General features: G+C 54.6%; 17 protein-coding genes, 1 tRNA gene and 2 pseudogenes. 14 read left to right on the top strand and 6 right to left on the bottom strand.

What is annotated here, in order from left to right; genetic code table 11:
* Positions 1–6 precede the first annotated feature (6 nt).
* Complete coding sequence (locus tag CCGE531_RS19205; RefSeq protein ID WP_120666210.1) at positions 7–273, bottom strand: DUF2282 domain-containing protein; 267 nt, start codon at positions 271–273, stop codon at positions 7–9.
* Positions 274–547: 274 nt separating this feature from the next.
* Between CCGE531_RS19205 and CCGE531_RS19200 the strand changes: the two genes are divergently transcribed.
* From CCGE531_RS19200 to CCGE531_RS19140, 13 genes are all read left to right on the top strand, one after another.
* Positions 548–1,114, top strand: a complete 567-nt coding sequence (locus CCGE531_RS19200) for a sigma-70 family RNA polymerase sigma factor (RefSeq protein WP_120666208.1) — start codon at positions 548–550, stop codon at positions 1,112–1,114.
* Positions 1,101–1,736, top strand: a complete 636-nt coding sequence (locus CCGE531_RS19195) for an NrsF family protein (RefSeq protein ID WP_120666206.1) — start codon at positions 1,101–1,103, stop codon at positions 1,734–1,736. The genes CCGE531_RS19200 and CCGE531_RS19195 overlap by 14 nt, the downstream gene beginning before the upstream one ends.
* A gap of 237 nt (positions 1,737–1,973) precedes the next feature.
* Positions 1,974–2,047: transfer RNA gene (locus CCGE531_RS19190), tRNA-Gln, on the top strand.
* A gap of 1,020 nt (positions 2,048–3,067) precedes the next feature.
* Positions 3,068–4,150 carry a GDP-mannose 4,6-dehydratase gene (gene gmd, locus CCGE531_RS19185; protein WP_120666204.1) on the top strand — a complete coding sequence of 361 codons (1,083 nt, stop codon included), beginning with the start codon at positions 3,068–3,070 and terminating at the stop codon, positions 4,148–4,150.
* Positions 4,151–4,153: 3 nt separating this feature from the next.
* Positions 4,154–5,089 carry a GDP-L-fucose synthase gene (locus CCGE531_RS19180; RefSeq protein ID WP_120666202.1) on the top strand — a complete coding sequence of 312 codons (936 nt, stop codon included), beginning with the start codon at positions 4,154–4,156 and terminating at the stop codon, positions 5,087–5,089.
* Position 5,090: 1 nt separating this feature from the next.
* Positions 5,091–5,846, top strand: coding sequence for a glycosyltransferase family 2 protein (locus CCGE531_RS19175; protein WP_120666201.1), 756 nt, complete (start codon positions 5,091–5,093; stop codon positions 5,844–5,846).
* A 105-nt stretch (positions 5,847–5,951) separates the two neighbouring features.
* The gene (locus CCGE531_RS19170) at positions 5,952–8,384 is read left to right on the top strand and encodes a glycosyltransferase (RefSeq protein ID WP_120666199.1); all 2,433 of its coding nucleotides are present in this window, start codon (positions 5,952–5,954) and stop codon (positions 8,382–8,384) included.
* Positions 8,381–9,253 (top strand): NAD-dependent epimerase/dehydratase family protein, encoded by an 873-nt coding sequence (locus CCGE531_RS19165; protein WP_120666197.1) that lies wholly within the window; start codon positions 8,381–8,383, stop codon positions 9,251–9,253. Before CCGE531_RS19170 ends, CCGE531_RS19165 begins: the two co-directional genes overlap by 4 nt.
* Entirely contained in the window at positions 9,232–10,374 is a 1,143-nt protein-coding gene (locus CCGE531_RS19160) for a glycosyltransferase family 1 protein (protein ID WP_120666195.1), read from the top strand. Before CCGE531_RS19165 ends, CCGE531_RS19160 begins: the two co-directional genes overlap by 22 nt.
* The gene (locus tag CCGE531_RS19155) at positions 10,375–11,205 is read left to right on the top strand and encodes an ABC transporter permease (RefSeq protein ID WP_120666193.1); all 831 of its coding nucleotides are present in this window, start codon (positions 10,375–10,377) and stop codon (positions 11,203–11,205) included.
* A complete protein-coding gene (locus tag CCGE531_RS19150) occupies positions 11,195–12,574 on the top strand; it encodes an ABC transporter ATP-binding protein (protein ID WP_120666191.1) in 1,380 nt (459 codons plus the stop codon). The genes CCGE531_RS19155 and CCGE531_RS19150 overlap by 11 nt, the downstream gene beginning before the upstream one ends.
* Positions 12,567–13,472, top strand: coding sequence for a glycosyltransferase family 2 protein (locus CCGE531_RS19145; RefSeq protein WP_120666189.1), 906 nt, complete (start codon positions 12,567–12,569; stop codon positions 13,470–13,472). The genes CCGE531_RS19150 and CCGE531_RS19145 overlap by 8 nt, the downstream gene beginning before the upstream one ends.
* Positions 13,473–13,523: 51 nt before the next feature.
* Entirely contained in the window at positions 13,524–14,393 is an 870-nt protein-coding gene (locus CCGE531_RS19140) for a glycosyltransferase family 2 protein (protein WP_162943938.1), read from the top strand.
* A gap of 206 nt (positions 14,394–14,599) precedes the next feature.
* On the opposite strand, the pseudogene CCGE531_RS19130 reads toward CCGE531_RS19140, so the two are convergent.
* Positions 14,600–15,532, bottom strand: a pseudogene (locus tag CCGE531_RS19130) (IS630 family transposase).
* Positions 15,533–15,719: 187 nt separating this feature from the next.
* On the opposite strand from CCGE531_RS19130, the gene CCGE531_RS19125 reads away from it, so the two are divergent.
* Positions 15,720–16,829 (top strand): glycosyltransferase family 4 protein, encoded by a 1,110-nt coding sequence (locus CCGE531_RS19125; protein ID WP_120666185.1) that lies wholly within the window; start codon positions 15,720–15,722, stop codon positions 16,827–16,829.
* Between the two features lie 16 nt (positions 16,830–16,845).
* Here CCGE531_RS19125 and CCGE531_RS19120 read toward each other — a convergent pair.
* The 4 genes and pseudogenes from CCGE531_RS19120 to CCGE531_RS19105 all read right to left on the bottom strand — a co-directional run bounded on the left by CCGE531_RS19120 (position 16,846) and on the right by CCGE531_RS19105 (position 22,000).
* Positions 16,846–17,904: pseudogene (locus tag CCGE531_RS19120) on the bottom strand (IS630 family transposase).
* Between the two features lie 387 nt (positions 17,905–18,291).
* The gene (locus CCGE531_RS19115) at positions 18,292–19,479 is read right to left on the bottom strand and encodes an IS91 family transposase (protein WP_120662594.1); all 1,188 of its coding nucleotides are present in this window, start codon (positions 19,477–19,479) and stop codon (positions 18,292–18,294) included.
* Between the two features lie 5 nt (positions 19,480–19,484).
* Positions 19,485–20,348: a tyrosine-type recombinase/integrase gene (locus CCGE531_RS19110; protein ID WP_120662595.1), complete on the bottom strand. Its 864-nt coding sequence runs from the start codon at positions 20,346–20,348 to the stop codon at positions 19,485–19,487.
* Between the two features lie 266 nt (positions 20,349–20,614).
* Positions 20,615–22,000: an O-antigen ligase family protein gene (locus CCGE531_RS19105; protein ID WP_245458909.1), complete on the bottom strand. Its 1,386-nt coding sequence runs from the start codon at positions 21,998–22,000 to the stop codon at positions 20,615–20,617.
* Between the last annotated feature and the right edge of the window lie 116 nt (positions 22,001–22,116).

The raw sequence follows: 22,116 nt of genomic DNA, 5'->3' as shown, positions 1-22,116 counted from the left end.
TTCGGATCAGGCCGGGGTCAGCGAGCCATGGCCCTTCGGCGTCTTCATGGAAGTGCAGGTGCCCGTGGGAACGAGCTTGAAGGACATCTTGTCGTAGCTCATGGTCGATTTGCCGGCGCAATCATGCTTGCCGGCGGCGCAATCGTTCTGACCCTTGAGGGCGACGCCGTAGCACTTTTCCCTGGAGTCGGCCGCCGATGCCGGGACAGCGATGGATGCAAGCGCCGAGGCGATCGAGCCGGCGATGGCCAGGGTGATGATGCTGTTCTTCATGGATCTGTCTCCTTGATGGATGCGAGCCGCCATTGGCTTGCATCGAGGTCTACGGAGCATCCCGGCCGGATGTTACAGCCATATCGGAATTTTTTCGAGATGGCGCCCATTATGCTGCGCCGGCTATCCGCCCCGGCCGGATTATATGCGCCTATACCGGGCATTGACGAAAGGCGCGGGAGGTTGACGATTCCTGATGGAAACGAAAGGACTTGAAAAATAAGTGCCGTTGCCGGTAACGAAAGCCTGCGGTTCCGCGTAGAGGAGATGTCGGATGAATCATTCGGCGCGCGAAGAGGAATGGGCAGTCTGGATGCGCGCCGCCATCAGCGGCGATGCGCAGGCCTACCATCGTTTCCTGTCCTCGGTGACGCCGCATCTGCGCGCCATGGCGAAAAGGCGCTGCGATCAGCTTGGCGCGCCGGCGAGCGAGGCGGAGGATGTGGTCCAGGAAGTGCTGCTGGCTATCCATCTCAAGCGCGGAACCTGGGATTCATCGCGTCCGATCGGGCCATGGCTGTCGACGATCGTGCGCAACAAGCTGATCGACAGCCTGAGGCGGCGTGGGCGACATATGAGCGTGCCGATCGACGATGTGGTCGATTTTCTGCAGGCGGAAGAGCATGCCGACGCCTTGGATCGGTTCGATGTCGATCGTATGTTGGAGCAGTTGAAGGATCCGCAGAAAACCATCGTACGCTCGATTTCCGTCGAGGGAACCAGCGTGCGGGAAACGGCGGACCGGCTGAAAATGACGGAAGGGGCGGTGCGCGTGGCGCTGCATCGCGCGCTGAAGGCGCTTGCGGCCCTCTATCGGAGTGAAACCAGTGAAAACCGATGACCTCATCAATCTTCTGGCGCAGGACGCGCCGGTCCGCATGCGGATCGGCAAGGCCCTGACCATGGCGGTCGTCGCGGGTATCCTGATCAGCGGCGGCATTTTCTTTGCAATGATCGGCTTTCGGGCCGACATAGACAGCGCGATGGAGACCATCCGCTTCCTGTTCAAATTCGTGGTGACCATTGCGCTCGCCGTGACGGCTTGCGCCGTCGTCTTCCGCATCGGCCGGCCGGGTGTATCGCTGCGCATCTGGGGCTGGGCGCTGCTGGCGGCACCGCTTCTGCTGCTTGCGGCCTCTGCCATCGAAATGGCCGTCATGCCGGCCGACAGCTGGAGTGCACGGATGATCGGGCACAATGCCCGCTTCTGCCTGACGTTCATTCCGCTGCTGTCGATCGGCCCGCTTGCCTGCTTTCTTTTTGCACTACGCCATAGCGCGCCGGAAAAGCCGGGTGCGGCCGGCGCCGTCGCCGGGCTCGCCGCCAGCGGCATCGCCGCGACCTTCTATGCGTCCAACTGCACAGACGACAGCCCGCTTTTCGTCATGCTCTGGTACCCGATCGCGATCGCTATGGTGACATCAGTCGGATATGCCCTTGGCAAGCGCATCCTGCGGTGGTGAAAGCGATCCTGTCGACCTAAGCGACAAGTGAAGGTCTCTCTCTGGTTGGTCTTCCGGGCGGTCCCAATGATGAGGTTCGGAATCTCCGCCACAACGCGGGGATTCGATACCATTATCGCTTGCCGCCCCGATCCTCCAAAAAATTGCACTCGCCCGCGTTAAAGTGTTTGCATCCGCGGAAAATTCGATTATAGAGGCCATGCTTTCCCCGCGGGACATAAAATGTTCGGCGGTCGTTGGGGAATAGTTCAATGGTAGAACGACGGACTCTGACTCCGTTAATCTTGGTTCGAGTCCAGGTTCCCCAGCCAATCACTTTCAATAGTAAAGCTAAGAGAATAGCCGGAGCGTAATGGTCCCATTGTTGGGAATGAATCCGACGTTCCTGATCCACGGTGATGAGCAGTTAGCGTGAGGCGCAGATCATCGGAGCGCATCCTCCGGCTCGCAATAACGCGCGCCAGGGTGGGCACCGCACGCATCCAATCTTCCAAGCCAACGCCTATCCACGCAATGTTTCCTGCAAGTACAAGCGCGAAACGACCGCACGCATCCAGGAAACGAAATGGGAAAGCCAATGCGCGCTGGAGAACCTAAATGGATGTTTGGCTTATACTTATGCCAGTGCATTTGCCGATGAACGCGGCAGTTTTGCATGGGAGATCTCGTTGATTCAATCACTGCATTATGGATGGAGGCTGAGGTTTTGGCTTCTCCTATGTCGGCAAATTCGCGAATCGAGGTTGCTCTTTCGGCGGCAAAAGTGTTACGGACGTGCGTCGGGGACCTCATGTGATCGACGCTATGGAGCACATTATATCTTCAGGTAGCCGATACAGGTGGGCTTCAAAGCGAATGGTGGCGCTACTCTCGGAATCGACATCGCAAGAAATCAGCGATTGCCGAGGACCTTATCTACGAGAGATTCGGTCTTATTCATTCTCGTCAGACTTGCCACAATCACTGACGAGAGGCGTTGTCTTTCTGCGATTGTTGGTGGTTTCAATTTTGTGTCATTCTGCATGGTTGTTTGCAGAATGTTCCGCAAAATGGCGGCGTTGTGTTTCTGGCGCTGTTGAGCAGTGGAGATGGAGTAAACGATTTTTTCCAGAGTGCAGAGAACGTGATTTCACAGGTGACGCTAGATTGTTCATGGAGTCTGGCGATCTGGTGCGCTATCGGACGTTTTACGCAATGTCCGGCAAAGCCGATTTATGTCACGTGATGCCTCTTTCGTTGACACCGCCGCGTTAGACGAAGTATTTCCCCAGCGAAGCGAACCGATCAGGAAGACCGAGTTCAAGAGTTGATATCAAGAAAGTGGACTACGGATGAAAAAAGCGCTCATCACTGGTGTAACGGGTCAAGACGGCTCTTATCTCGCATCGCTTTTGCTTGAAAAAGGCTATGAAGTTCATGGTATCAAAAGGCGATCTTCGATCTTTAACACGGATCGTATCGATCATCTCTATCAGGATCCACATGATCAGGATCGTCGATTCATCCTCCACTATGGCGATATGACCGACTCTTCCAGTCTGGTGCGGATCATGCAGCAGGTGCAGCCTGATGAGGTGTACAATCTCGCCGCGCAATCCCATGTGGCGGTTTCCTTTGAGGAGCCGGAATACACAGCCAATTCGGATGCTTTGGGTGCATTGCGCATGCTCGAAGCCATTCGGATTTTGAAGCTTGAGAAAAAGACTCGCTTCTACCAGGCTTCGACCTCGGAATTATATGGGTTGGTTCAAGAGATACCGCAGCGAGAGACCACTCCATTTTATCCGCGGTCGCCTTATGCGGTTGCGAAGCTTTACGCTTACTGGATAACCGTCAACTATCGCGAAGCGTATGGCATGTACGCATGTAATGGCATTCTGTTTAATCATGAGAGCCCGGTTCGCGGCGAGACCTTTGTAACGCGCAAGATCACGCGCGCGTTGGCCCGCATCAAGCTGGGCCTCCAGGATTGCCTGTATCTCGGCAACCTTGATGCGCGCCGCGACTGGGGCCACGCGAAAGACTATGTTGAGATGCAGTGGCTGATGCTTCAACAGGAGCAGCCGGAAGATTTCGTGATCGCGACGGGTGTGCAATACAGCGTCCGCGAATTCGTAGACGCCGCCGCCCGCGAAATCGGGATTGTCGTGACATGGAAGGGTGAAGGCGTCGACGAAAAGGGATATGATGAAAGCGGCAAATGCATCGTGTCGGTTGATCCGCGTTATTTCCGGCCAACGGAAGTAGAAACATTGTTGGGTGATCCGACCAAAGCCCAGCAAAAACTGGGGTGGACGCCGAAGATCACCTTTAACGAATTGGTCTCCGAGATGATGCTGGAAGACATGAAGTCGGCGGAACGCGACGAGCTTGTGAAACGCCACGGCTTTTCGGCATACGACTATCACGAGTGACCCATGCAGAAAAACGCCAAGGTTTATGTTGCGGGCCATCGCGGAATGGTTGGGTCAGCGATCGTTAGGCAGCTTCAGGGAGTCGGCTATACGAACATCGTGACGAGGACGCACGATGAGCTCGATCTTGTGAATCAACAGTCGGTGATGGAATTTTTCACCGCTGAGAAACCGGATTATGTGTTCATGGCTGCAGCTAAGGTGGGTGGCATTCATGCGAACAACACCTACCGGGCCGACTTTATCTATGAAAATCTTCTGATAGAGGCCAATGTTATTGGTGCCGCTCACAAAGCCGGCGTCGACCGGATGCTTTTCTTGGGATCCAGCTGCATCTATCCCCGTGACTGCCCACAGCCCATCCGGGAGGACTATCTTCTCACTGGCCTGCTGGAAAAGACGAACGAGCCTTACGCGATCGCCAAAATCGCAGGCGTAAAACTCTGCGATAGCTTCAACGCGCAGTACGGGACGCGTTACGTTTCGGCCATGCCCACGAATTTGTATGGGCCGAATGACAATTATGACTTGAACAAGAGTCATGTTCTTCCCGCACTCATCCGGAAAGCTCATGAGGCGAAGATGCGTGGAGACACGCAACTTGTGGTCTGGGGCTCCGGTACACCCATGCGAGAATTTCTCTACGTCGACGATATGGCGGACGCCTGCGTGTACTTGATGGAGAAAGGCATTGCCGCTGGATTATTCAACATCGGCACGGGCACCGACGTGACCATCCGGGAGCTTGCCGAAATCGTCATGGATGTCGTCGGCTTCAATGGAGAAATCGTATTTGATCGCTCCAAGCCCGACGGGACGCCGCGCAAGCTTCTCAATGTCGACCGTATAAACGAGCTTGGCTGGAAGGCGAAAACGTCACTGCGAGACGGTATTTCAAAAGCCTATGCCGATTTCCAGTCTCAGGGCGTCAATTCCTGATATGACTGCAGCAATTGTCACCGTCGCCGTTCCATCGTTCAATCAAGGACAGTTTCTGGAGCACGCCCTGAGTTCGATCTTCGAACAGGACGTGCCAGTGGAAGTTTTTGTGCTCGACGGCGGTTCGACTGACAATTCCTTGGATGTAATTCATCGATGGGAGCATCGGCTGGCGGGATGGCGAAGTCATAGCGATCGCGGGCAAGCTGCTGCCATCAACGAAGGGATTGCTAGAGGGAGCGCGCCCTTCGTCTGTTGGCTCAACAGCGACGATTGGTTTCTTCCCAACGGACTGCGTACGCTTTTGGCAACTTGTGACGACAATCCAACGGCACCCGCTGTTTATGGTCGGGCTTGGAACGTCAAGGAAAAGACCGGCTCGAAGCGGCCCATTTGGACCGAGCCGTTTTCTGTCGAGCGAATGGCGGTGCGTTGCATCGTTTCGCAACCTGCGACCCTAGTGAGACGCTCCTGTTGGGAAGGCGTGAACGGCCTCGACGAAAGTCTCCACATGGTTATGGACTATGACCTGTGGTGGCGGCTCTATAGTTTCGGTGGACCATTGTGCTACGTCGACAAATTCGTTGCGGTTAACCGTGAACATGAATTCACGAAGACCAGCTCGCAAAGGCGGCGCCATTACCGGGAAGCCATTACGACCGTACGAAAGCACTATGGCCGCGTACCGCTGAAGTGGTGGCTCGCGCAGCCATATGCCGTCTGGTACAAGGGCCTGTTCAATGTCATCCAGCGATGAACATTGGCAGGATTTGACCCGGGAATTGCAATAAGCACAAGAATGGCCGCTTTCAAGACATTGTGGATACGGATGTCGCTCCACTTGCCGAAATGGAATTGAGAAATGAAATTTTCATTCGTCATCCCGGTTTACAACACTGGTAGTCTGCTGGAGAAATGTGTTGCATCCATCACGGCCAACAGCTTTTCCGATTACGAGATCGTTATCATCAATGATGGTTCTACGGATGGTTCCGCGGAGATAATCGAAGGATTGGCGCGGCGGTTTTCGGCTATTCGTCCGCTCAGCCAAGCCAATTGCGGGCAAGGTGCCGCGAGAAACGCAGGGGTAAGGGCTGCGCGGGGCGAATATATCTGGTTTGTCGACAGCGACGACTGGTTGCTCGACGGTGCCGTTTCGCGCGTGGCGAAGGTGACGAGTGCGTATTCGCCGGAGGTCGTTGTTCTGAACTACGTCAACGCATACGATGACGGCCGTTATATCCCGAGGCCCAATATCGCGCCGGAGCTGCTTGGAAAGGTCATAAAGCCGGCCGCAAAGGAGAATGTGTTCGCCTCTGTGTCCTGCTGGAATACGCCACCCTGGCGTCTGGTCTGTAAGAGGCAGCTGCTTCTCGATCACGGCATCGTATTCGCGGAGGGCGTCTTTTACGAGGATCACCCATTCGCGATCCACCTGATGCTGGTAGCGGAACGGGTTTTCATCTATCCTCCGGCCTCCTACGCGTATTTCCAGCGTCCGGGCTCGACCACCCATGCCAATGACCGCAAGGCGTTCGATTTTCTGACGGTTCGTCAGCTATCCATTGATCTTTTCAAGCGTTTTGGCAAATTTGAAGAGTTCAGCGAACTGGCCTCTTCCTATGTCTCGCCTCGCAACTTCTACGATGCACATGTCGCGGAGCCGTTCCGCCAGGAATTTGTCGAGCGTCTGGGAAAATTGATTACACCTGAAGATCAGACCTTGCTTGAAAAGGTAGGCGATCCGGTTCGCATAGATTTCGTTCGCGGCGCTATAGCTGGCCGCTTGCCGAAGCCGGAAAAGGCAACCGTGCGCCGGATCAAGCTTTTGATGTCGGCCGAGGGGCGCACTCGCTTGCGTCTTGCTCTCAGGACTCGCCTAATTGTATTGTTACGGCGTTTTGTGCGTAAAGCACGGTCATTTGGAACAAAAGCACGTCAGGTTATCGAAGCCGGTCATGTTCCCGCTCTGAATTACCGTCTGGGGACCGGTTCCAGACTTGAGCATGCGCGCGTCGATGTCCGCCTTCAGTCTGAGCAACGTGATTATCTGGTGGTTGGAAATCACAGTCTCGTTGGCGGCAGTTACGTTTTCGAACGTGGTATCGGTACCATCTCAATCGGCAATTTCAGTTCTGTTGGGCACGGGACGATGATGATCTGTACCCAGCCGGAAGGTATCAAAATCGGCAATCAAGTCTTGATTTCCTGGGATGTGACCGTCATCGACAGCAACTCCCATCCGCTTGATCCAGAGTTGAGGGCCAGCGACGCTTTTGATTGGTTGTCGGGCATAGAGACGGGCCACTACGGCGCGTTCAAGGACTGGCAAGATGTAGCGGCCGCGCCAATCATCATCGAAGATCGTGCATGGATTGGATTTGGTTCGACGATCATGAAGGGTGTTACTATTGGCCGGGGCGCGGTTGTCGCATCGAGATCCGTTGTAACCAAGAATGTTGCCCCTTTCACTATCGTCGGGGGAAATCCCGCGGCTTTCATTTCTTACGTGCCGCGCGGCGAGTGGAATTGGGAAGATACGCTGGCGGCAGCGCATGGTGACCCGGCGATGCGAGATACACTGCGGTATAGCTACATACATAAGGATTATGCCGACACGCTCAAAAGATACCGTCGCAGTGAGGAATTCCGGGAGGTGGCCCGGATAATCGCTGATCGGCATGAGCAACCTGCTAGCATCCTAGACGTAGGCGCCGGGAATGGCGTTTGTTCTGTGGCCTTTGCGCTTGAAAATCACGAGGTTGTTGCTATCGAGCCAGGGGAGGGTCCTATAGGCGGCATTGATGCCGTTGAGACAATGGCTGGGCACGGCGCTTGGATTGATCCAACGATGCTTGACAGATTGAGCTGGGAAAGAGCTGACATTCTTACATATCAGACAGAAAAGCGCTTCGATGCAGTTCTGTGCCGTCAGGCCCTTCATCATTTTTCCGATCCATACCTTGCTGTTCAGAATATTTTTAATCTGCTCAAACCGGGCGGAACCGCGCTCTTCGTCCGTGAGCACGTTATTTTTGACGCCGATGACAAACAAGCATTTTTGAAAGGCCATCCGTTTCAAAAATTCTATGGCGGTGAAAATGCCTACTCTGTGGAAGAGTATATTGATTTCATCAAGAAGAGCGGCCTGGTCGTTGAGAAAGTGCTCAAGTTTGGTGACAGCCCGATCAACTATGAACCGCATTCTCGCGAAATTGCACAGGAGTTGGATGAGCGTGATATTGCCGGACGTCCTTACACTTTTGTGGCAGTCAAATCTGGGCGGTCGAAATGAAAACGTTGATCGTGGGAGCGCGCGGCTTCATAGGCTCGCACCTAAAAGAATATATGGCCAACTTCGGTGAGGTTGTAACTGTAAGTTTGTCTTCCCTTCAGGGTGGTGATCGGAAGCAGCATCTCACACAATTATTTGCACGTATCCAGCCTGACGTTTGCGTAAATTGTTCGGGGGCAGCCCACGTTCCAAGCTCATTCAGTAATCCACTTAACGATTTCGAGCTGAACGCGGCGAGCGTTTATGAAATGCTGGCTGCGATACGGCAGGAGAGCCCTAGGACTCGGTTCGTTCATCTGTCGAGTGCCGCAGTTTATGGAAGCCCTGTCACACTTCCAATAGCGGAAAGTGCACCGCTGAGCCCTGTATCGCCCTACGGCTACCATAAATTAGCGGCCGAACAGTTTTGCCAAGAGTTTTCAAGCATCTATGGCATCAGAACCGTATCGTTGCGGATTTTTTCCGCCTACGGACCGGGTCTGCGGAAGCAGCTGCTTTGGGACACCTACTGCAAGTCGCGGGATTCCACCGAAGTCAAACTGTTTGGCACAGGTGGCGAGATGCGGGACTTCATCTTCATCGATGATGTCTGCGAAGCCATACGAGCGGTGGTGGAGAGAGCCGAATTCGGCGGTGAAAGCATCAATATAGCGAGCGGAACGGCCATTTCGATCCGTGAAATTGTCACATTGCTATTGAAGGAACTGGGTGGCGCGCATCAAGCCAATTTCGTAGGTCAAAAACGCGAGGGCGACCCGGATTCTTGGTGCGCCGATATTACAACACTGAAAGCCCTAGGCTTCGAAAACAGAACATCAATCATTGATGGGATCAAGGCGACGGCCCAATGGCTAAAAGAACAAGAATAATAATTCCATTTAACTATGACGAGGGTTGGACGGGAGGGAATTATTATATTTCCAACCTGGTTTCGTCGCTGAACAGTATTCCCGCAATCCGGCAGCCGGAAGTTTACATCTTAAGCCACAACCGTGCGTCCTTCGATTTCGTCGCTCAAACCGCCAACTACCCCAGGCTGCACTGGATTTCGTCGCTAATGATAAGCGACATCGATGGCGGTTTGTTCAAAAGACTGCGGATTCTGTCGAAATTGCTGCCGCGTTTCGTCAAAAGGAAAATCGCCTATGATGCGATCTTCCCGTTTCCTATCGACACCAAAGAGCGGCATAAGACTATTTGTTGGATCCCGGATTTTCAGGAAAGGGCGCTTCCGCATCTCTTTTCGAAAGAGGAGCTTGAATACCGAAAGGAGCAGCATCTGTACTATATCAATAATTTCGATAATATATTATTCAGCAGCTATGCGGCAAAAGATGATTTCGAAAAATATTACCCAGATGCAAAAAATACAAAACATGTAATGCAATTCGCTGTGGCAAATGTCCCGGATAGTCGAGACCATGTATCGGTACTAAGGCGTCTTCAGCTTCCCGATACCTTCTTCTATTGCCCAAATCAGTTCTGGATGCACAAGAACCACAAGTTGGTGATAGAGGCTGTGCATTTGTTGGCGCAGGAAGGGATAGAGATCACAGTTGCTTTCTCCGGGAAGGAGCTGGATCGTCGAGATCCCATGCATGTCACGAATTTGAAGAGCAGGGTTGCCGAGCTTGGACTTGCAGAGCGGATCAAATTTCTCGGCTTCATCAGCAAGGAAGACCAATATGTTCTTATCGAGCGCGCCAACGCTCTATTGCAGCCGTCGCTCTTCGAAGGCTGGTCCACGGTCGTGGAAGAAGCGAAATCGAAGTCTCAATTCATTATCGCTTCGGATATTGCGGTTCACCGCGAACAGCTTGTCGAGAATGCCCTTTTCTTCGATCCGCACGATCCGAGCGATCTGGCGCGGGCCATTAAGCAACGCCTCGCCGATCATGGTCAGAATATCACGATCGACTACGCTGCGCACAGACGCCAGTTTGCTGAAAGCTTTATGAATATCGTCACGAATGTAAGCGGAGGCGTTTGAATGTCGATGGGACTTGGAGGGAGAGGAAATCCGCTCGCCTTATTGATACAGGCTAAGCGATATCGGAGCCTTATTTACAGCTTGGTGCATCGTGACATCACGATGCGCTTCAGGCAGTCCGCGTTCAGTTTCCTTTGGTTGGTGCTGCAACCCTTGTGTCTTCTGCTCGTTTATTCGTTTGTCTTCCAGGTCGTCATGCGCGTGCGGTGGCAAGATGCCGTTTTTTCGAACGGCAATGTTCCGGTCGGGCTCATTCTGTTTACGGGGCTAAGCGTGTACACTCTGCTTGCGGATGCGTTGATCCGGTGTCCTGCTATCATTTCGAGCAGTACATCCTATGTGAAAAAAGTTGTTTTTCCCCTCGCTCTTCTGCCCATGATCGTCGTTTTCAGCGCGCTTGTCCTCGCGGCCATCGCTCTGGCGCTCGTCGTATTGATATCGATCGGCTTCATCGGTCATGTATCGATGTGCACTCCGCTGATCATCGTCCCCCTGCTTGCCTTGGCTTGCATGGCGCTCGGAATTGGTTGGTACATGGCGGCTTTGGGTGTTTATTTCAGAGATATCAATCAGATAACGCCGTTCCTAAGCACGATTTTGCTCTTCACTGCACCCATTTGCTATCCGAAGACTATGGTGCCTGAACAATTCGGCCGGTTGTTAGGATTCAATCCGCTGACGATTCCGGTCGAAACCATTCGAGCCATGATTTTCGGTGGCGATTTCAGTTTTGAAGTTCTCGGCATCTATTGCCTGATCGCAGTGGTAATTATGGTTACGGGATATCTCTTCTTCCAGAAATTGAGGGTAGGTTTTGCAGATGTCCTATGAGACGGCGATTATCTGCCGAGGAGTTTCGAAGAGCTACGGTCTCTACAACAGCAGCGCTCAGCGGCTACGGAGCCTGATTTTCGGTGCTAGCCATATCAAGCGCTTCACCGCCTTGAATTCCCTCGATGTTGAAATCAAAAAAGGGGAATTCTTTGGAATTATCGGACGTAACGGAAGCGGCAAATCGACCCTCCTTCAGATGATATCAGGCATTATACCCCCAACGAGCGGGCATATTCATGTCAACGGTCGTGTTGGGGCGATGCTGGAACTTGGTGCGGGATTCAATCCGGAGTTTACCGGTCGTGAAAATGCACGTCTTAATGCGCAGATACTTGGTCTGTCGAACGCGGACATAACCGCAGCGATGCCTGAAATCGAGAAGTTCGCAGATATTGGGGACTTTATCGACCGACCTGTCATGACTTATTCGAGTGGTATGTTCGTCCGTCTAGCCTTCGCTGTCCAGACCGCGATCAACCCGGATATCCTCATCATCGATGAGGCTCTTGCCGTTGGCGACATTTTTTTTCGCATGAAGTGCTATGATCGCCTCAACGCGCTCAAGGCGAACGGCACAACCGTAATTCTGGTGACGCATAGTTCAGAAGATATAATGTACTATTGTGATCGAGCTCTCTTATTGGATCACGGTAACGCGCTTTTTTGTGGCGATCCAACCGAAGCAGTTAATCGTTACTACGAACTGGGGCATATGAGCGCCCCAACAGAGCCAAAGGAAGCAGCCGAATGGGGTGGCGAGGAACACGAAGAAATACATATTGACGGAGCGATGCCAACGGTATGGCCGATTGATGGCTTTACGAGCATTCCCCCCAAACGCCAGACGGGGGACGGAAAGGTCGTTTGTACTGCCATTCGAATGCAGGATGACAGCGGTCAAGCAAAGAGTGTCTTTCGTCAAGGCGATACGCTGCATTTACTTGCAGAATATCGGACCCAAAACGACATCGGATCACCTTGCGGGGGGTTTGTCGTGCGAACGGACAAGGGTGTTATTGTTCACGGGCGTCATACGGCACAAACCAACGCCGTTGTGCCGAGATCGATCCTCAGTGGTACGACGGTTAGGGTGATTCATGAGCTGAAGCTGGATGTATCGGTGGGCGAGTATGTGATCGATCTAGGTTTCTCCAGTTTTCCTCCAGATGTTTACGCGCGACAGAATGCTATCCCGGCCATCGAGCTGGAGGGAACCGCGGCGCGGCATAGTGTTGTCACGGCGGCGATCAATTTTTCCGTAGTAGGGAAGACCGGCGGTGGTTATAAGGCGCAACCGTTTTATGGTCTAGCGGGTATTCCCTCGCAGTCACATCTGGCTGTTGCAGGAAACCGATCAGATGGATAGCCACCAGCATAGAAACACCCAGTTTGTCGCCCGTCTTAAGCAGAAGCTGGGTATTTCACTTGGGCTATTCCATCTATACGATGCGCGCCCATTGAGCGCTCTACGGACATGTGTGTTGCCTATTGCTGAGCGAGCGAAGTTGACGTTTTCCATTGTGACGCCTTCCTACAATCAGGGGCGTTATATCGGCGAGACAATTAACAGCGTTCTTTCCCAGAGCTATCCACTTGTCGAATATGTCATTCAAGACTCAATCTCGACGGATGAAACGTCCGAAGTAATTGCATCTTTCCATGATCCGCGCCTAAAGACCTACTATGAAAAGGACACCGGTCAGGCCAATGCGATAAATCGTGGCTTTCTCCGCACGAGCGGAGACATCATGGCTTATCTAAATTCCGATGATCTTCTTCTTCCGCATGCCTTGGGACAGATTGCAGCGTATTTCGAAGCTAATTTGGATGTCGATGCACTCTATGCCGATCGCGTGATAATCAATGAGCAAAGCGCCGTTGTTGGGCATTGGCGGCTCCCAGGACATAGTTCAGCCGTCCTGCGTCTCGTTGACTACGTGCCGCAGGAAACTCTGTTCTGGCGCCGCAGCTTGTGGGAACGGGTGGGGGGGCGCATGGACGATACTTTGCAGTTCGCGATGGACTGGGATCTCATACTTAAATTCCAAGCTGTTGGCGCGCGTATCGCCCATATTTCTGTCTTCACAGGCGCCTTTAGGGTTCACGCATCGCAAAAGACGCAAGCGGCGATAGCCGCCGGTAAGCGAGAAATGCGGCGAGTTCGAAAACGCTATACCAGTGGTATGATACGGTATTTGCTATTCCCGCTGCATATATTCTATCTATGGCGACATGCGATGCTGGGTGCCAGACCGCTTGAATGAGGATGAACGATTTCCCCGATTTCTTAATTGATGAGGGTATCCAGGTATAGAATGCAAGAGTTTGACATCACAGTTATTGTCCCGACATTCAGGGCTGAAAAGACCATCAGACACTGTTTGGAATCCGTTCTTTCTCAACCAGGCGTGTCAACGGAGATCATCGTCATTGACGGAGGATCGTCAGACGGTACAGCGTCCATCGCGCAGAGCTTTTCCTCGCCAAACATGATAATTGTTTCCGAGCCGGATCGAGGCATCTACGATGCGATCAACAAGGGCGTTTCGCGTGCAAAAGGTGGATTGATCGGTGTTCTCGGCGCGGACGATGCCTACAAGCCGAACATACTCTCGGCCGTGAAGGAAAACGCTTCGGGGGGTAGGGAGATCGTGGCAGGTTTAACTCTGATCGATGGGCAGTTGCGGGCGGACGAGGGGTATGGATCGGCGGCGTTGATTAGCGGCATTCCATTCGGTCACAACGCAATGTTCGCTTCTCGCGAAGCCTATCAGGCGGTTGGGTTGTATGATCTGACCTATCGAATTTGCGCTGATGCGGAATGGGTTCATCGGGCGATCAAATTGGATATATCGTGCCACAAGGTGGAACAGGTATTTGTCGAATTTGGGACTGAAGGCACATCATCCACCAATCCAGAAGAAATTATAGTGGAGGCATGCAGTGTCATACAACGCAACTTTCCTTTTCTGTCACAGGGAGAAGCGAAATATCTTCTGTATGGAGTAAGAGGCTGGGGAGAAACCGGTGCGGTTGAGAAACTCCGACAAAAATATGGGCACGAGTCCGCGCTTTTTGTAAGTGCACTGCGGGAGGCCTTTCCTGCGATGGAAACCGCGGCGATAAGCGGACGCGGGCAACGTTATCTTGGGCGCCTTCGAAACATAATATCAAGAGTTTTCTAATGCGCTTGCGACCATCACATCACGATTGACGTCGACATGGCCGCGCTCGAAGATTGCCTCTCGATCAAGCGGCAGGTCGTCACCCTATTTTGAGACCGCGATATAGGCGAGCAGCGCTTCTGTCGGAGCACCGCTTTCGACGATGTGGGTCGGGGCCGGCGCCGGGACAAAAGATCTGTCGACCTTCAAAATCAATCCGTACCAGCTCATTCCGGGTCATATCCAGCGGCCCTGAAGTAGTTTGCGCATTCCTGCGGAGTGAAGCGTGGGATCAGAGCGCCCACCGTATCCCATAAAGCATCGATCTTCCGCTCCGCGCGCGAGCGCGCAGCATAGCTTTCAGTTTGGAGAATGCGTTTTCGATAGGATTGAAGTCGGGACTATACGGCGGCAGGAACATGAGTTTGGCGCCGGCGCGCTCGATGGCATCGCGCATACCGGATGTCTTGTGGGCCGGTAGATTGTCCATAACCACAACGCCACCCACCCGAAGGGTCGGCAGCAACACCTGCTCGACATAAGCCAGGAAGACGTTACCGTTCATCGCTCCATCGTAGACAAACGGCGCAGTCATTCCGGTGAGGCGCAACGCGCCGGTAAATGTCGTTGTTTTCCGATGGCCGCTCGGCAACGCTCGCCTCGAATTGCACGTCCACGCAGACGTGCCATCTTCGTTGACAGATCAGTCTCGTCTATTAAGATCAGCTTCTCTGGATCGAGATCGAGTTGGCCATCGAACCAAGCACGTCGCCGCTTCAAGACATCTGGCCGATCCTGCTCCAATGCATGGTGCGGACTTTTTTAAAGGTCCATCCGCGGCCTCGCAGCCAGGCACCAAGCGCACTCCGGCTAATGCTCACCTGCCGCTCCACAGACAGACGCTCGACCATTTCATCGAGCGTCACGTCCTTGCGGTCGTCAATCATTTCGACAATGAACGCCTCGTGCGCATCCAGGGTCGACGGGCGTCTCCAGCCTTGCGGTAGTGAAGTCGGTTCACCATCGCTGGCCCTGCCTATCCAACGGATTGCCGTCGAAATCCCAATTCCAAAGCGGGTCGCGGCTTGCCGCGCTGACATGCCCGCCGCAGACGCTTTCAATACGCGTAACCGAAGATCGTCGCTCAGTGCTCGTGCCATTATCCACCTCTTCGTTGTGGATGTTGAATCAGCTTCGGCTCGCCCCGTCACCTCACAATCGATTCATCGATCACAGGATCTGCTCTAGGTGCGGAAGGTTTGTCCGGAAACTCCAGTACCTCTTGGTTTCAATAGGGCTCAAAGCTTCCCAGGTGACGCAGCCGATGCTTTTCGATATAGGAGCGGGATGCGCGTTCTCCATTTCTTCAAAACATATTGGCCCGACACATTCGGCGGCATCGAGCGGACGATCCATGCGATTGCGAAGGGTGTAGCCAAATATAGTGTCGAATCAGATGTCCTCTCGCTCAGTGAAAAGCCCGGCGAAAACAGCCTCAAATTTGATGGCCATATGGCTTACAAGGCCAAGCTCGATTTCGAATTTGCCTCTACCGGATTTTCACGGACGGTGTTTGGACGCTTCCATGAGCTGAGCAGCAAAGCCGATATAGTCCATTATCATTTTCCCTGGCCGGTGATGGATGTCGTTCATCTTGTCACCCACAGTAATAAGCCGACACTTGTCACCTATCATTCCGATATTGTGAAACAGAAGATCTTACTGCAATTCTACAAGCCCTTGATGTTCCGCTTTTTGAACAGTGTTGATCGTATCGTCGCGACCTCTCCCAATTACTTAATGTCAAGCGAAGTGTTGAGGAGGTTCGAAGGGAAGACGACCGTCATTCCTTTGGGGCTGGATGAGGCTGATTATCCCAAAGCGGACGACACGACGCGCATGCGCTGGCGCAAACGTTTTCCTGGCCGCTTTTTCCTGTTTATCGGCGTTCTGAGATACTACAAGGGTATCCATATCCTGCTAGAGGCGGCGAAGAGAAATGGCCTGAGCGTCGTTGTTGTCGGCAGCGGGCCAATGGAAGAGGAATTGAAGCAGGCGGCGGAACAAGGTGCCCATAACGTTCATTTTGTCGGCGCCCTGTCGGACCGAGACAAAGTGGCACTGCTTGAACTTTGCGAGGCGCTTGTTTTCCCATCACCGCTTCGCTCGGAGGCCTTCGGATTGTCGCTCGTGGAAGCCGCCATGTTTGGTAAATCGATGATTTCCTGCGAAATCGGTACCGGGACAAGTTTCGTCAATTTGAACAACGAAACCGGGCTCGTTATCCCACCGAACGATGTCGATGCCTTAACAGATGCGATGCAGCGCATTTGGCGGGACAAGGAGAAGACCGTGGCGATGGGCTCTGCTGCGCGCGAGCGTTACATGGAACATTTCACGGCGGAGATAATGTGTTCGGCTTATTATCGACTTTACAGAGAAATGGCTAACAACTAATACCAACGCTCAATGATTAGAACTCATTAGCCCATTTTCTCCGACCAATGGACACGATGCGCCACGGCTGTCGTTGCAGCTTGCGCCATGCATCACAGCAGTGGTCGACGATGTCCTCGTAGGATTGAAGACGCGGTTTGGCAGCCAGTTATCGCGCATGAACTGCCATAGGTTTTCGACCGGGTTGAGCTCAGGCGACTTTGGCGGCAGCGGCAGGATCGTGATGTTTTCGGGCACGACGAGATTGTTGGACATGTGCCAGCCAGCTTGATCCATGATGAGAACAGTATGCGCATCCTCGGCGACATGGCGTGCGATTTCGGCCAGATGCTGGTTCATGGCATGAGTGTCGCACCATGGTATGACGAGTGCGGCCGCCTTGCCGAGCTTCGGGAAAATCGCTCCGAAGATATAGGCCGACCTCGTGCGCTGGTCATGCGGCGCTGAGGGTCGTGTTCCACACCTGGCCCACCGCCTTGTAATCTTGTTTTTCTGGCCGATCCGGGCCTCGTCCTGGAACCAGACTTCTATTCGCTTGCCTTTGCCGGTTCCGGCGGCGATTTCCGCCACTGCGGCAGGGAAGTTTTTTTAAGTCCTCAATCGCTTGGTTGTCCTGTGCATGGTGCTTGGGACGTGCGGTGAGCTTGCGATAGCCCATGGCATTCAACTCGCGCCCAAGCGTCTGGCGGCTGATGGAAATGCGGTGCTCCTGCCAAAGCCATTGCGCCAGGTCGACGAGCCTCCAGCGCACCACATCATCAAGGTAGAGAACCGGCCCTTTCTCAACAGCTTCGACAAGCGCCTTGCGCTGCTTGTCGTTCAGCAAGGGCTCCCGGCCTTTCGCCTTTCCGGTCTTAAGACCATCAGGACCGTGCTGATTGAAACGTTCGACCCAGTCGCGGACGATCTGCAGACCGACACCCCCAATAGACGCCGCCCGACTGCGAGAGCCACCTTCATAAATGACCGACACGGCCAACAGCCGACGTGACAAATCTGCATCTCGACTTTGCCTCGCCAACCGGCGCGGGTCATCCGCCGTATAATCCGTCCGAATTACCAACGCTGTTCCCATGGCGAAATCTCCTTTCGCCATGTTGAATCATAATTTGTCTGGAAACGGAATCTGGAGGGTTATTTGAGGGCGCATCAGGCGGTCCGGCGAATTCGGGCGACCTCATGTAAGCCGGATTGAACTAAGGCGCGGGTAGTTTGACGCTGCTATGGGGAATTTTAGAGCACGCCCGCCGGAGCGGTACCGGGAACAATTTAGCCACGGCCGGTCCATCGGGAAGATAGGTCGAATGTACGCTTTCAGGAGCGGTTTGCCGTACGTTTCGGGGATCTATTTGCGAAATGGGTCGGTACCGGCGGTCTTTTGACCTGGCTAAGGTCAAGCGATATCGCACGCTGGAGATGCGCTGGGTCTGTGGTCGTATAACGTGGCGCGGATTGTCGGGCGTCATGATGTATCGCACCGGAAGGATGAAGGTCGGAGGGGCGCAACTGGTGCAACGTTGACGCCTGTCCTACGCATGGGGCGCCGGCAGTCGGGGCATTCGTAGGAGTGCGTTTGCTGCGATTTGGCTGAATGGGGTTGCCCGCCTGTTGGTGATGGCTGGCCGAGGAGGCTTCTGCAGAGACTGATACGATCCCGCCGATGACAATTGGCGAGAAAGCCGAAGTGGCGCATGCGGTGGAAACCATCCGGAATTACATGAAGGAGAAAGCGCCGAATGAACTCGTAGGGACGAAGGCGCATGATCTTGTCACGGTCGCGACCATTGCCACGATAATCCTTCCATCGGAAGGCGACGTGGTCGCCATCGGCATGAACGATACGGCTGTTTGCGATAGCGACACGATGGGTGTAGCGGCCGAGATAGGCAAGCACCTGGTCCGGCCCACCGAAGGGCGGCTTGGCATAGACGACCCATTCGATGCTGCGAGCGCGCGAGAGATGGCAGGTGAATGTGTTGTCGTCGTTGAGATGAGCGAGTTCGTTGACGAAGTGCAGCTCACCTTGGGCGAAAGCTTCAGCGAGGGCGGTCAGAAAGAGTCGCCGAAACAGGCGTGACAACACCCGAACGGGTAGAAAGAAGCCCGGTCGGCACGCGACCCACCTTGATCTGTCTGGTGAAAGACCGCCGCCCGGCACGAGACAATGGGCATGGGGATGGTGGGTCATCGCCTGGCCCCAAGTGTGAAGGACGGCGGTGACGCCGATCTCGGCGCCCAGCCATTTGGGGTTGGCCGCGATGGTCTGCAGCGTCTCGGCTGAGATCCGCATCAGCAATGCATAGACGACCGCCTTGTTCTGGAAGGCGATCTCGGCGACGCCACGCGGTAGCGTGAAGACCACATGGAAGTATGGGACTGGCAAGAGATCGGCGACGCGTGCGTCGACCCACTCCTTGCGAGCCGCGCCCTGACACTTCGGGCAGTGGCGGTTACGGCAGGAATTGTAAGAGATGCGGGTCTTGCCGCACTCGTCGCAGGCATCGACGTGACCCCCGAGCCTGGGTGTCCGGCAAGCTTCTATCGCGCCCATGACGCGTCGTTCGCCGCGGCCAAGATGACCGACGTTCTCCCACCTATAAGAGTCCCCATGTCGCCGGAAGATGTCGGCGACTTCGAAGGTCGGGCGCAACCGATTTACGATCCCGGCGGCGTCACCTCCAGCTGCAACAGATCAAGTGGGCTGGCTGTTGATCGGATCGTGTCGGTGGAAACCTGCGTATAGTGTGCCGTGCTCGACAGATGGGCATGGCCGAGCAGGACCTGGATGATCCGGATGTCAGTGCCATTCTCCAGTAGGTGAGTGGCAAAGGAATGCCGCAACGTATGAACGGTGACGCGTTTTGAAAGACCCGTTGCGGCAACCGCCGATCGGCAAGCGGCATTCAAGACTGTCGGTTCGATCGGTTTGTCGGCATCACGCCCTGGAAAAAGGAATGCCGTGGGGCGCGATAGACGCCAATAGCTGCGCAGGATGCCGAGCAGTTCTGTCGACAGCATAACGTATCGGGCTTTGGCGCCTTTACCATGGCGAACATGCATCACCATGCGGGAGCTGTCGACATCCTCGACCTTCAGTCCGCAGACCTCACCGACCCTGAGGCCAGCAGCATAAGCCGTAGTCAGCGCCACGCGCGCCTTCAGACTGGAGACGGCCTCAAGAAATTGCACCACTTCGTCCGCCGACAGAATAACAGGAAGTTTCCGTGGCTCGCGCGCGTACGGGATCCGCTCGGGGACATCGTCCTGACCCAGAGTGATCCCATAGAAAAACCGAAGAGCGCATACAATCTGGTTCAACGATGCCCAGGATATCCCGGTTGAGACGAGGTAAACCTGGAAGCTACGAATATCGTCAAGATCGAGCCGATCAGGCGATCGGGCGAAATAGCGGCTGAACTTCCGGACTGCACTGATGTAGGATCGTTGGGTCGCCGGGGACAAATTGCGGACCGTCATGTCCTCAATCATCCGGCGGCGAAGAGGGCTCATCTCAGCCATCGGGGCCTCCTGTCTGAAGGGTGGGTTGCAACACAACCATCCTCTCAGTCAGGGCGCTCTCGTCAAAGCCTGCCTCAAATCGCCGCGATCAGCGGCTTAGTTCAATCCCGTCGGTATTACGGCTCGATCGAGCGCAGTCGACAACGCGCTGAGTCCTCGATCAGTTGAAAATGCCATTGAGATCAACGCCTCTTGGCGTGAACATTCGCGCCAAAGTCAGAGCCTTCCCATGAGGCGTCGATTGAAGCGCGCCGGCGCTAAGCAGTTCAAGCAGTTGTAGCTGCGGTCTTCAACATCGGCTTCCCCGGTGCCAAATACTCGCCCTTCAACCGCATGTGACACCAGCATGCGAAGGCTGAGCTGGCGAAGGCGAGGCCTTCGCCGATGGCGAGGCGGTTGTTGGAGTTGCTGAGGAGCGTCAATGAGAAGAAGAAGAGGCAGGCGATGTAGGCGTGCCATGCCGCACGCGGGATGATGCCTGCCTTGCGGGCGCGCCAGACGGCGCGGATGAAGACGCCGAGCATGAAGGCCATCACGGCGGCGCCGAAGATGCCGTAGCGCACCAGGATCTCCAGATAGCCATTGTGCAGCAAGGTGTACTGGATATGCGAGTAGCGCGTCTCGGCCCAGCGCTCCAGCCAGCGGTTGCCCCAGCCGAAGATCGGCGCGGAGGAGAAGACTTCCCAGCTGTTGGACCAGAGCTGCAGGCGCTCGTCCATCGATACGGGTGTATTGGTGGAGCTGATCGCGTTTGAGACCACGCCACTCATTTCATGACCGTCGGCCATATTCTCGACCATGGAAATGGCGGCCGACACGGTCGGTCCGGCCGTCTTGTCGAGATTGTGCCGCACGCCGTAAATGCCGGCGATCAACAGCGCTGCCACGGCGATGATAATGATGGCGCCGCTTTTCAAGCGCAGATAGGTCAGCGTCATGAGCGCCAGGATAGGCAGGGTTACGCCGAGCGCGAGCCAGACGCCTTTCGATTTGGCGCCGTAGATGGCGATGAAACAAAGCGCAAAGATGAAGGGCGAAACGACATAGGCAAAACGCGCGATCCGGCGGTCGCTGGATTTTTCCGTGAGATAATGCAGCAGCCAGAACAGCGTGAAGATCACGATCATGCCGCAGGCGACGGCGCCGTGGATCTGATTGTTCATGATCAGCGGACGGATGGTTTCGCCGGCAAAGACTTCGCGCAGATGCTGCGTTGCCACAAGCATGATGAGGACCATGGCGAAATAGGCCGCGACGATCTTTTCCATCAGCTCTTCATAAAGCAGGAAGGCGACGCCCATGATGGGAAAGAAGAAGGGGAAGGCATAGAGCCAATCCGAGGCACCGATATCGTGCTGCGGCGTCAGCCAGAAGGTAATGCCGAAACGGGCCATGACATAGAAGGCCCAGCCCATGCAGAGCCAGCCGATCCAGTCCGTGCGCGGCCGTATCTGCGCTCTCAGGTAATAAAAGAGCGCAATCAGGGACAGGAGCGCAGTGGCATAGCGATAGGCATCGCTTTCGACGACGGTCGGCGAGGCGACGAGAAGCCAGAGAAGGCCGCCGATGACCGCTACCGGTTTTGCCATGTTGCCTGCAGCCTTGGTGACGCCGATCGGCTCGGCTGCGAGATCAGCATGCGGTTTGTTCATGCGCGAGTCGTCCACTGTCGTCGTCCACCCTTCGTCCATAGTCGGTTCACTACCCCGCATGTGTGCCCCCCCATGACGGCCCCTATGGCCGCAAAAGGGCAGGAATGCGGCATTTT

Origin of the sequence: Rhizobium sp. CCGE531, from assembly GCF_003627795.1 — a bacterium.
Lineage (GTDB): Bacteria > Pseudomonadota > Alphaproteobacteria > Rhizobiales > Rhizobiaceae > Rhizobium.
The sequence above is the reverse complement of the archived record's forward strand: the minus strand, read 5'-3'. Positions and strand labels throughout refer to the sequence as shown.

Bases quoted from the DNA above. Each gene is read 5' to 3' on its own strand.
- CCGE531_RS19150 (WP_120666191.1), top strand. From the start codon at position 11,195: ATGTCCTATGAGACGGCGATTATCTGCCGAGGAGTTTCGAAGAGCTAC.
- CCGE531_RS19110 (WP_120662595.1), bottom strand. From the start codon at position 20,348: ATGGCTGAGATGAGCCCTCTTCGCCGCCGGATGATTGAGGACATGACG.
- CCGE531_RS19200 (WP_120666208.1), top strand. From the start codon at position 548: ATGAATCATTCGGCGCGCGAAGAGGAATGGGCAGTCTGGATGCGCGCC.
- CCGE531_RS19145 (WP_120666189.1), top strand. From the start codon at position 12,567: ATGGATAGCCACCAGCATAGAAACACCCAGTTTGTCGCCCGTCTTAAG.
- CCGE531_RS19205 (WP_120666210.1), bottom strand. From the start codon at position 273: ATGAAGAACAGCATCATCACCCTGGCCATCGCCGGCTCGATCGCCTCG.
- CCGE531_RS19170 (WP_120666199.1), top strand. From the start codon at position 5,952: ATGAAATTTTCATTCGTCATCCCGGTTTACAACACTGGTAGTCTGCTG.
- CCGE531_RS19165 (WP_120666197.1), top strand. From the start codon at position 8,381: ATGAAAACGTTGATCGTGGGAGCGCGCGGCTTCATAGGCTCGCACCTA.
- CCGE531_RS19155 (WP_120666193.1), top strand. From the start codon at position 10,375: ATGTCGATGGGACTTGGAGGGAGAGGAAATCCGCTCGCCTTATTGATA.
- CCGE531_RS19125 (WP_120666185.1), top strand. From the start codon at position 15,720: ATGCGCGTTCTCCATTTCTTCAAAACATATTGGCCCGACACATTCGGC.
- CCGE531_RS19180 (WP_120666202.1), top strand. From the start codon at position 4,154: ATGCAGAAAAACGCCAAGGTTTATGTTGCGGGCCATCGCGGAATGGTT.
- CCGE531_RS19140 (WP_162943938.1), top strand. From the start codon at position 13,524: ATGCAAGAGTTTGACATCACAGTTATTGTCCCGACATTCAGGGCTGAA.
- CCGE531_RS19160 (WP_120666195.1), top strand. From the start codon at position 9,232: ATGGCTAAAAGAACAAGAATAATAATTCCATTTAACTATGACGAGGGT.
- CCGE531_RS19105 (WP_245458909.1), bottom strand. From the start codon at position 22,000: ATGAACAAACCGCATGCTGATCTCGCAGCCGAGCCGATCGGCGTCACC.
- CCGE531_RS19175 (WP_120666201.1), top strand. From the start codon at position 5,091: ATGACTGCAGCAATTGTCACCGTCGCCGTTCCATCGTTCAATCAAGGA.
- gmd (WP_120666204.1), top strand. From the start codon at position 3,068: ATGAAAAAAGCGCTCATCACTGGTGTAACGGGTCAAGACGGCTCTTAT.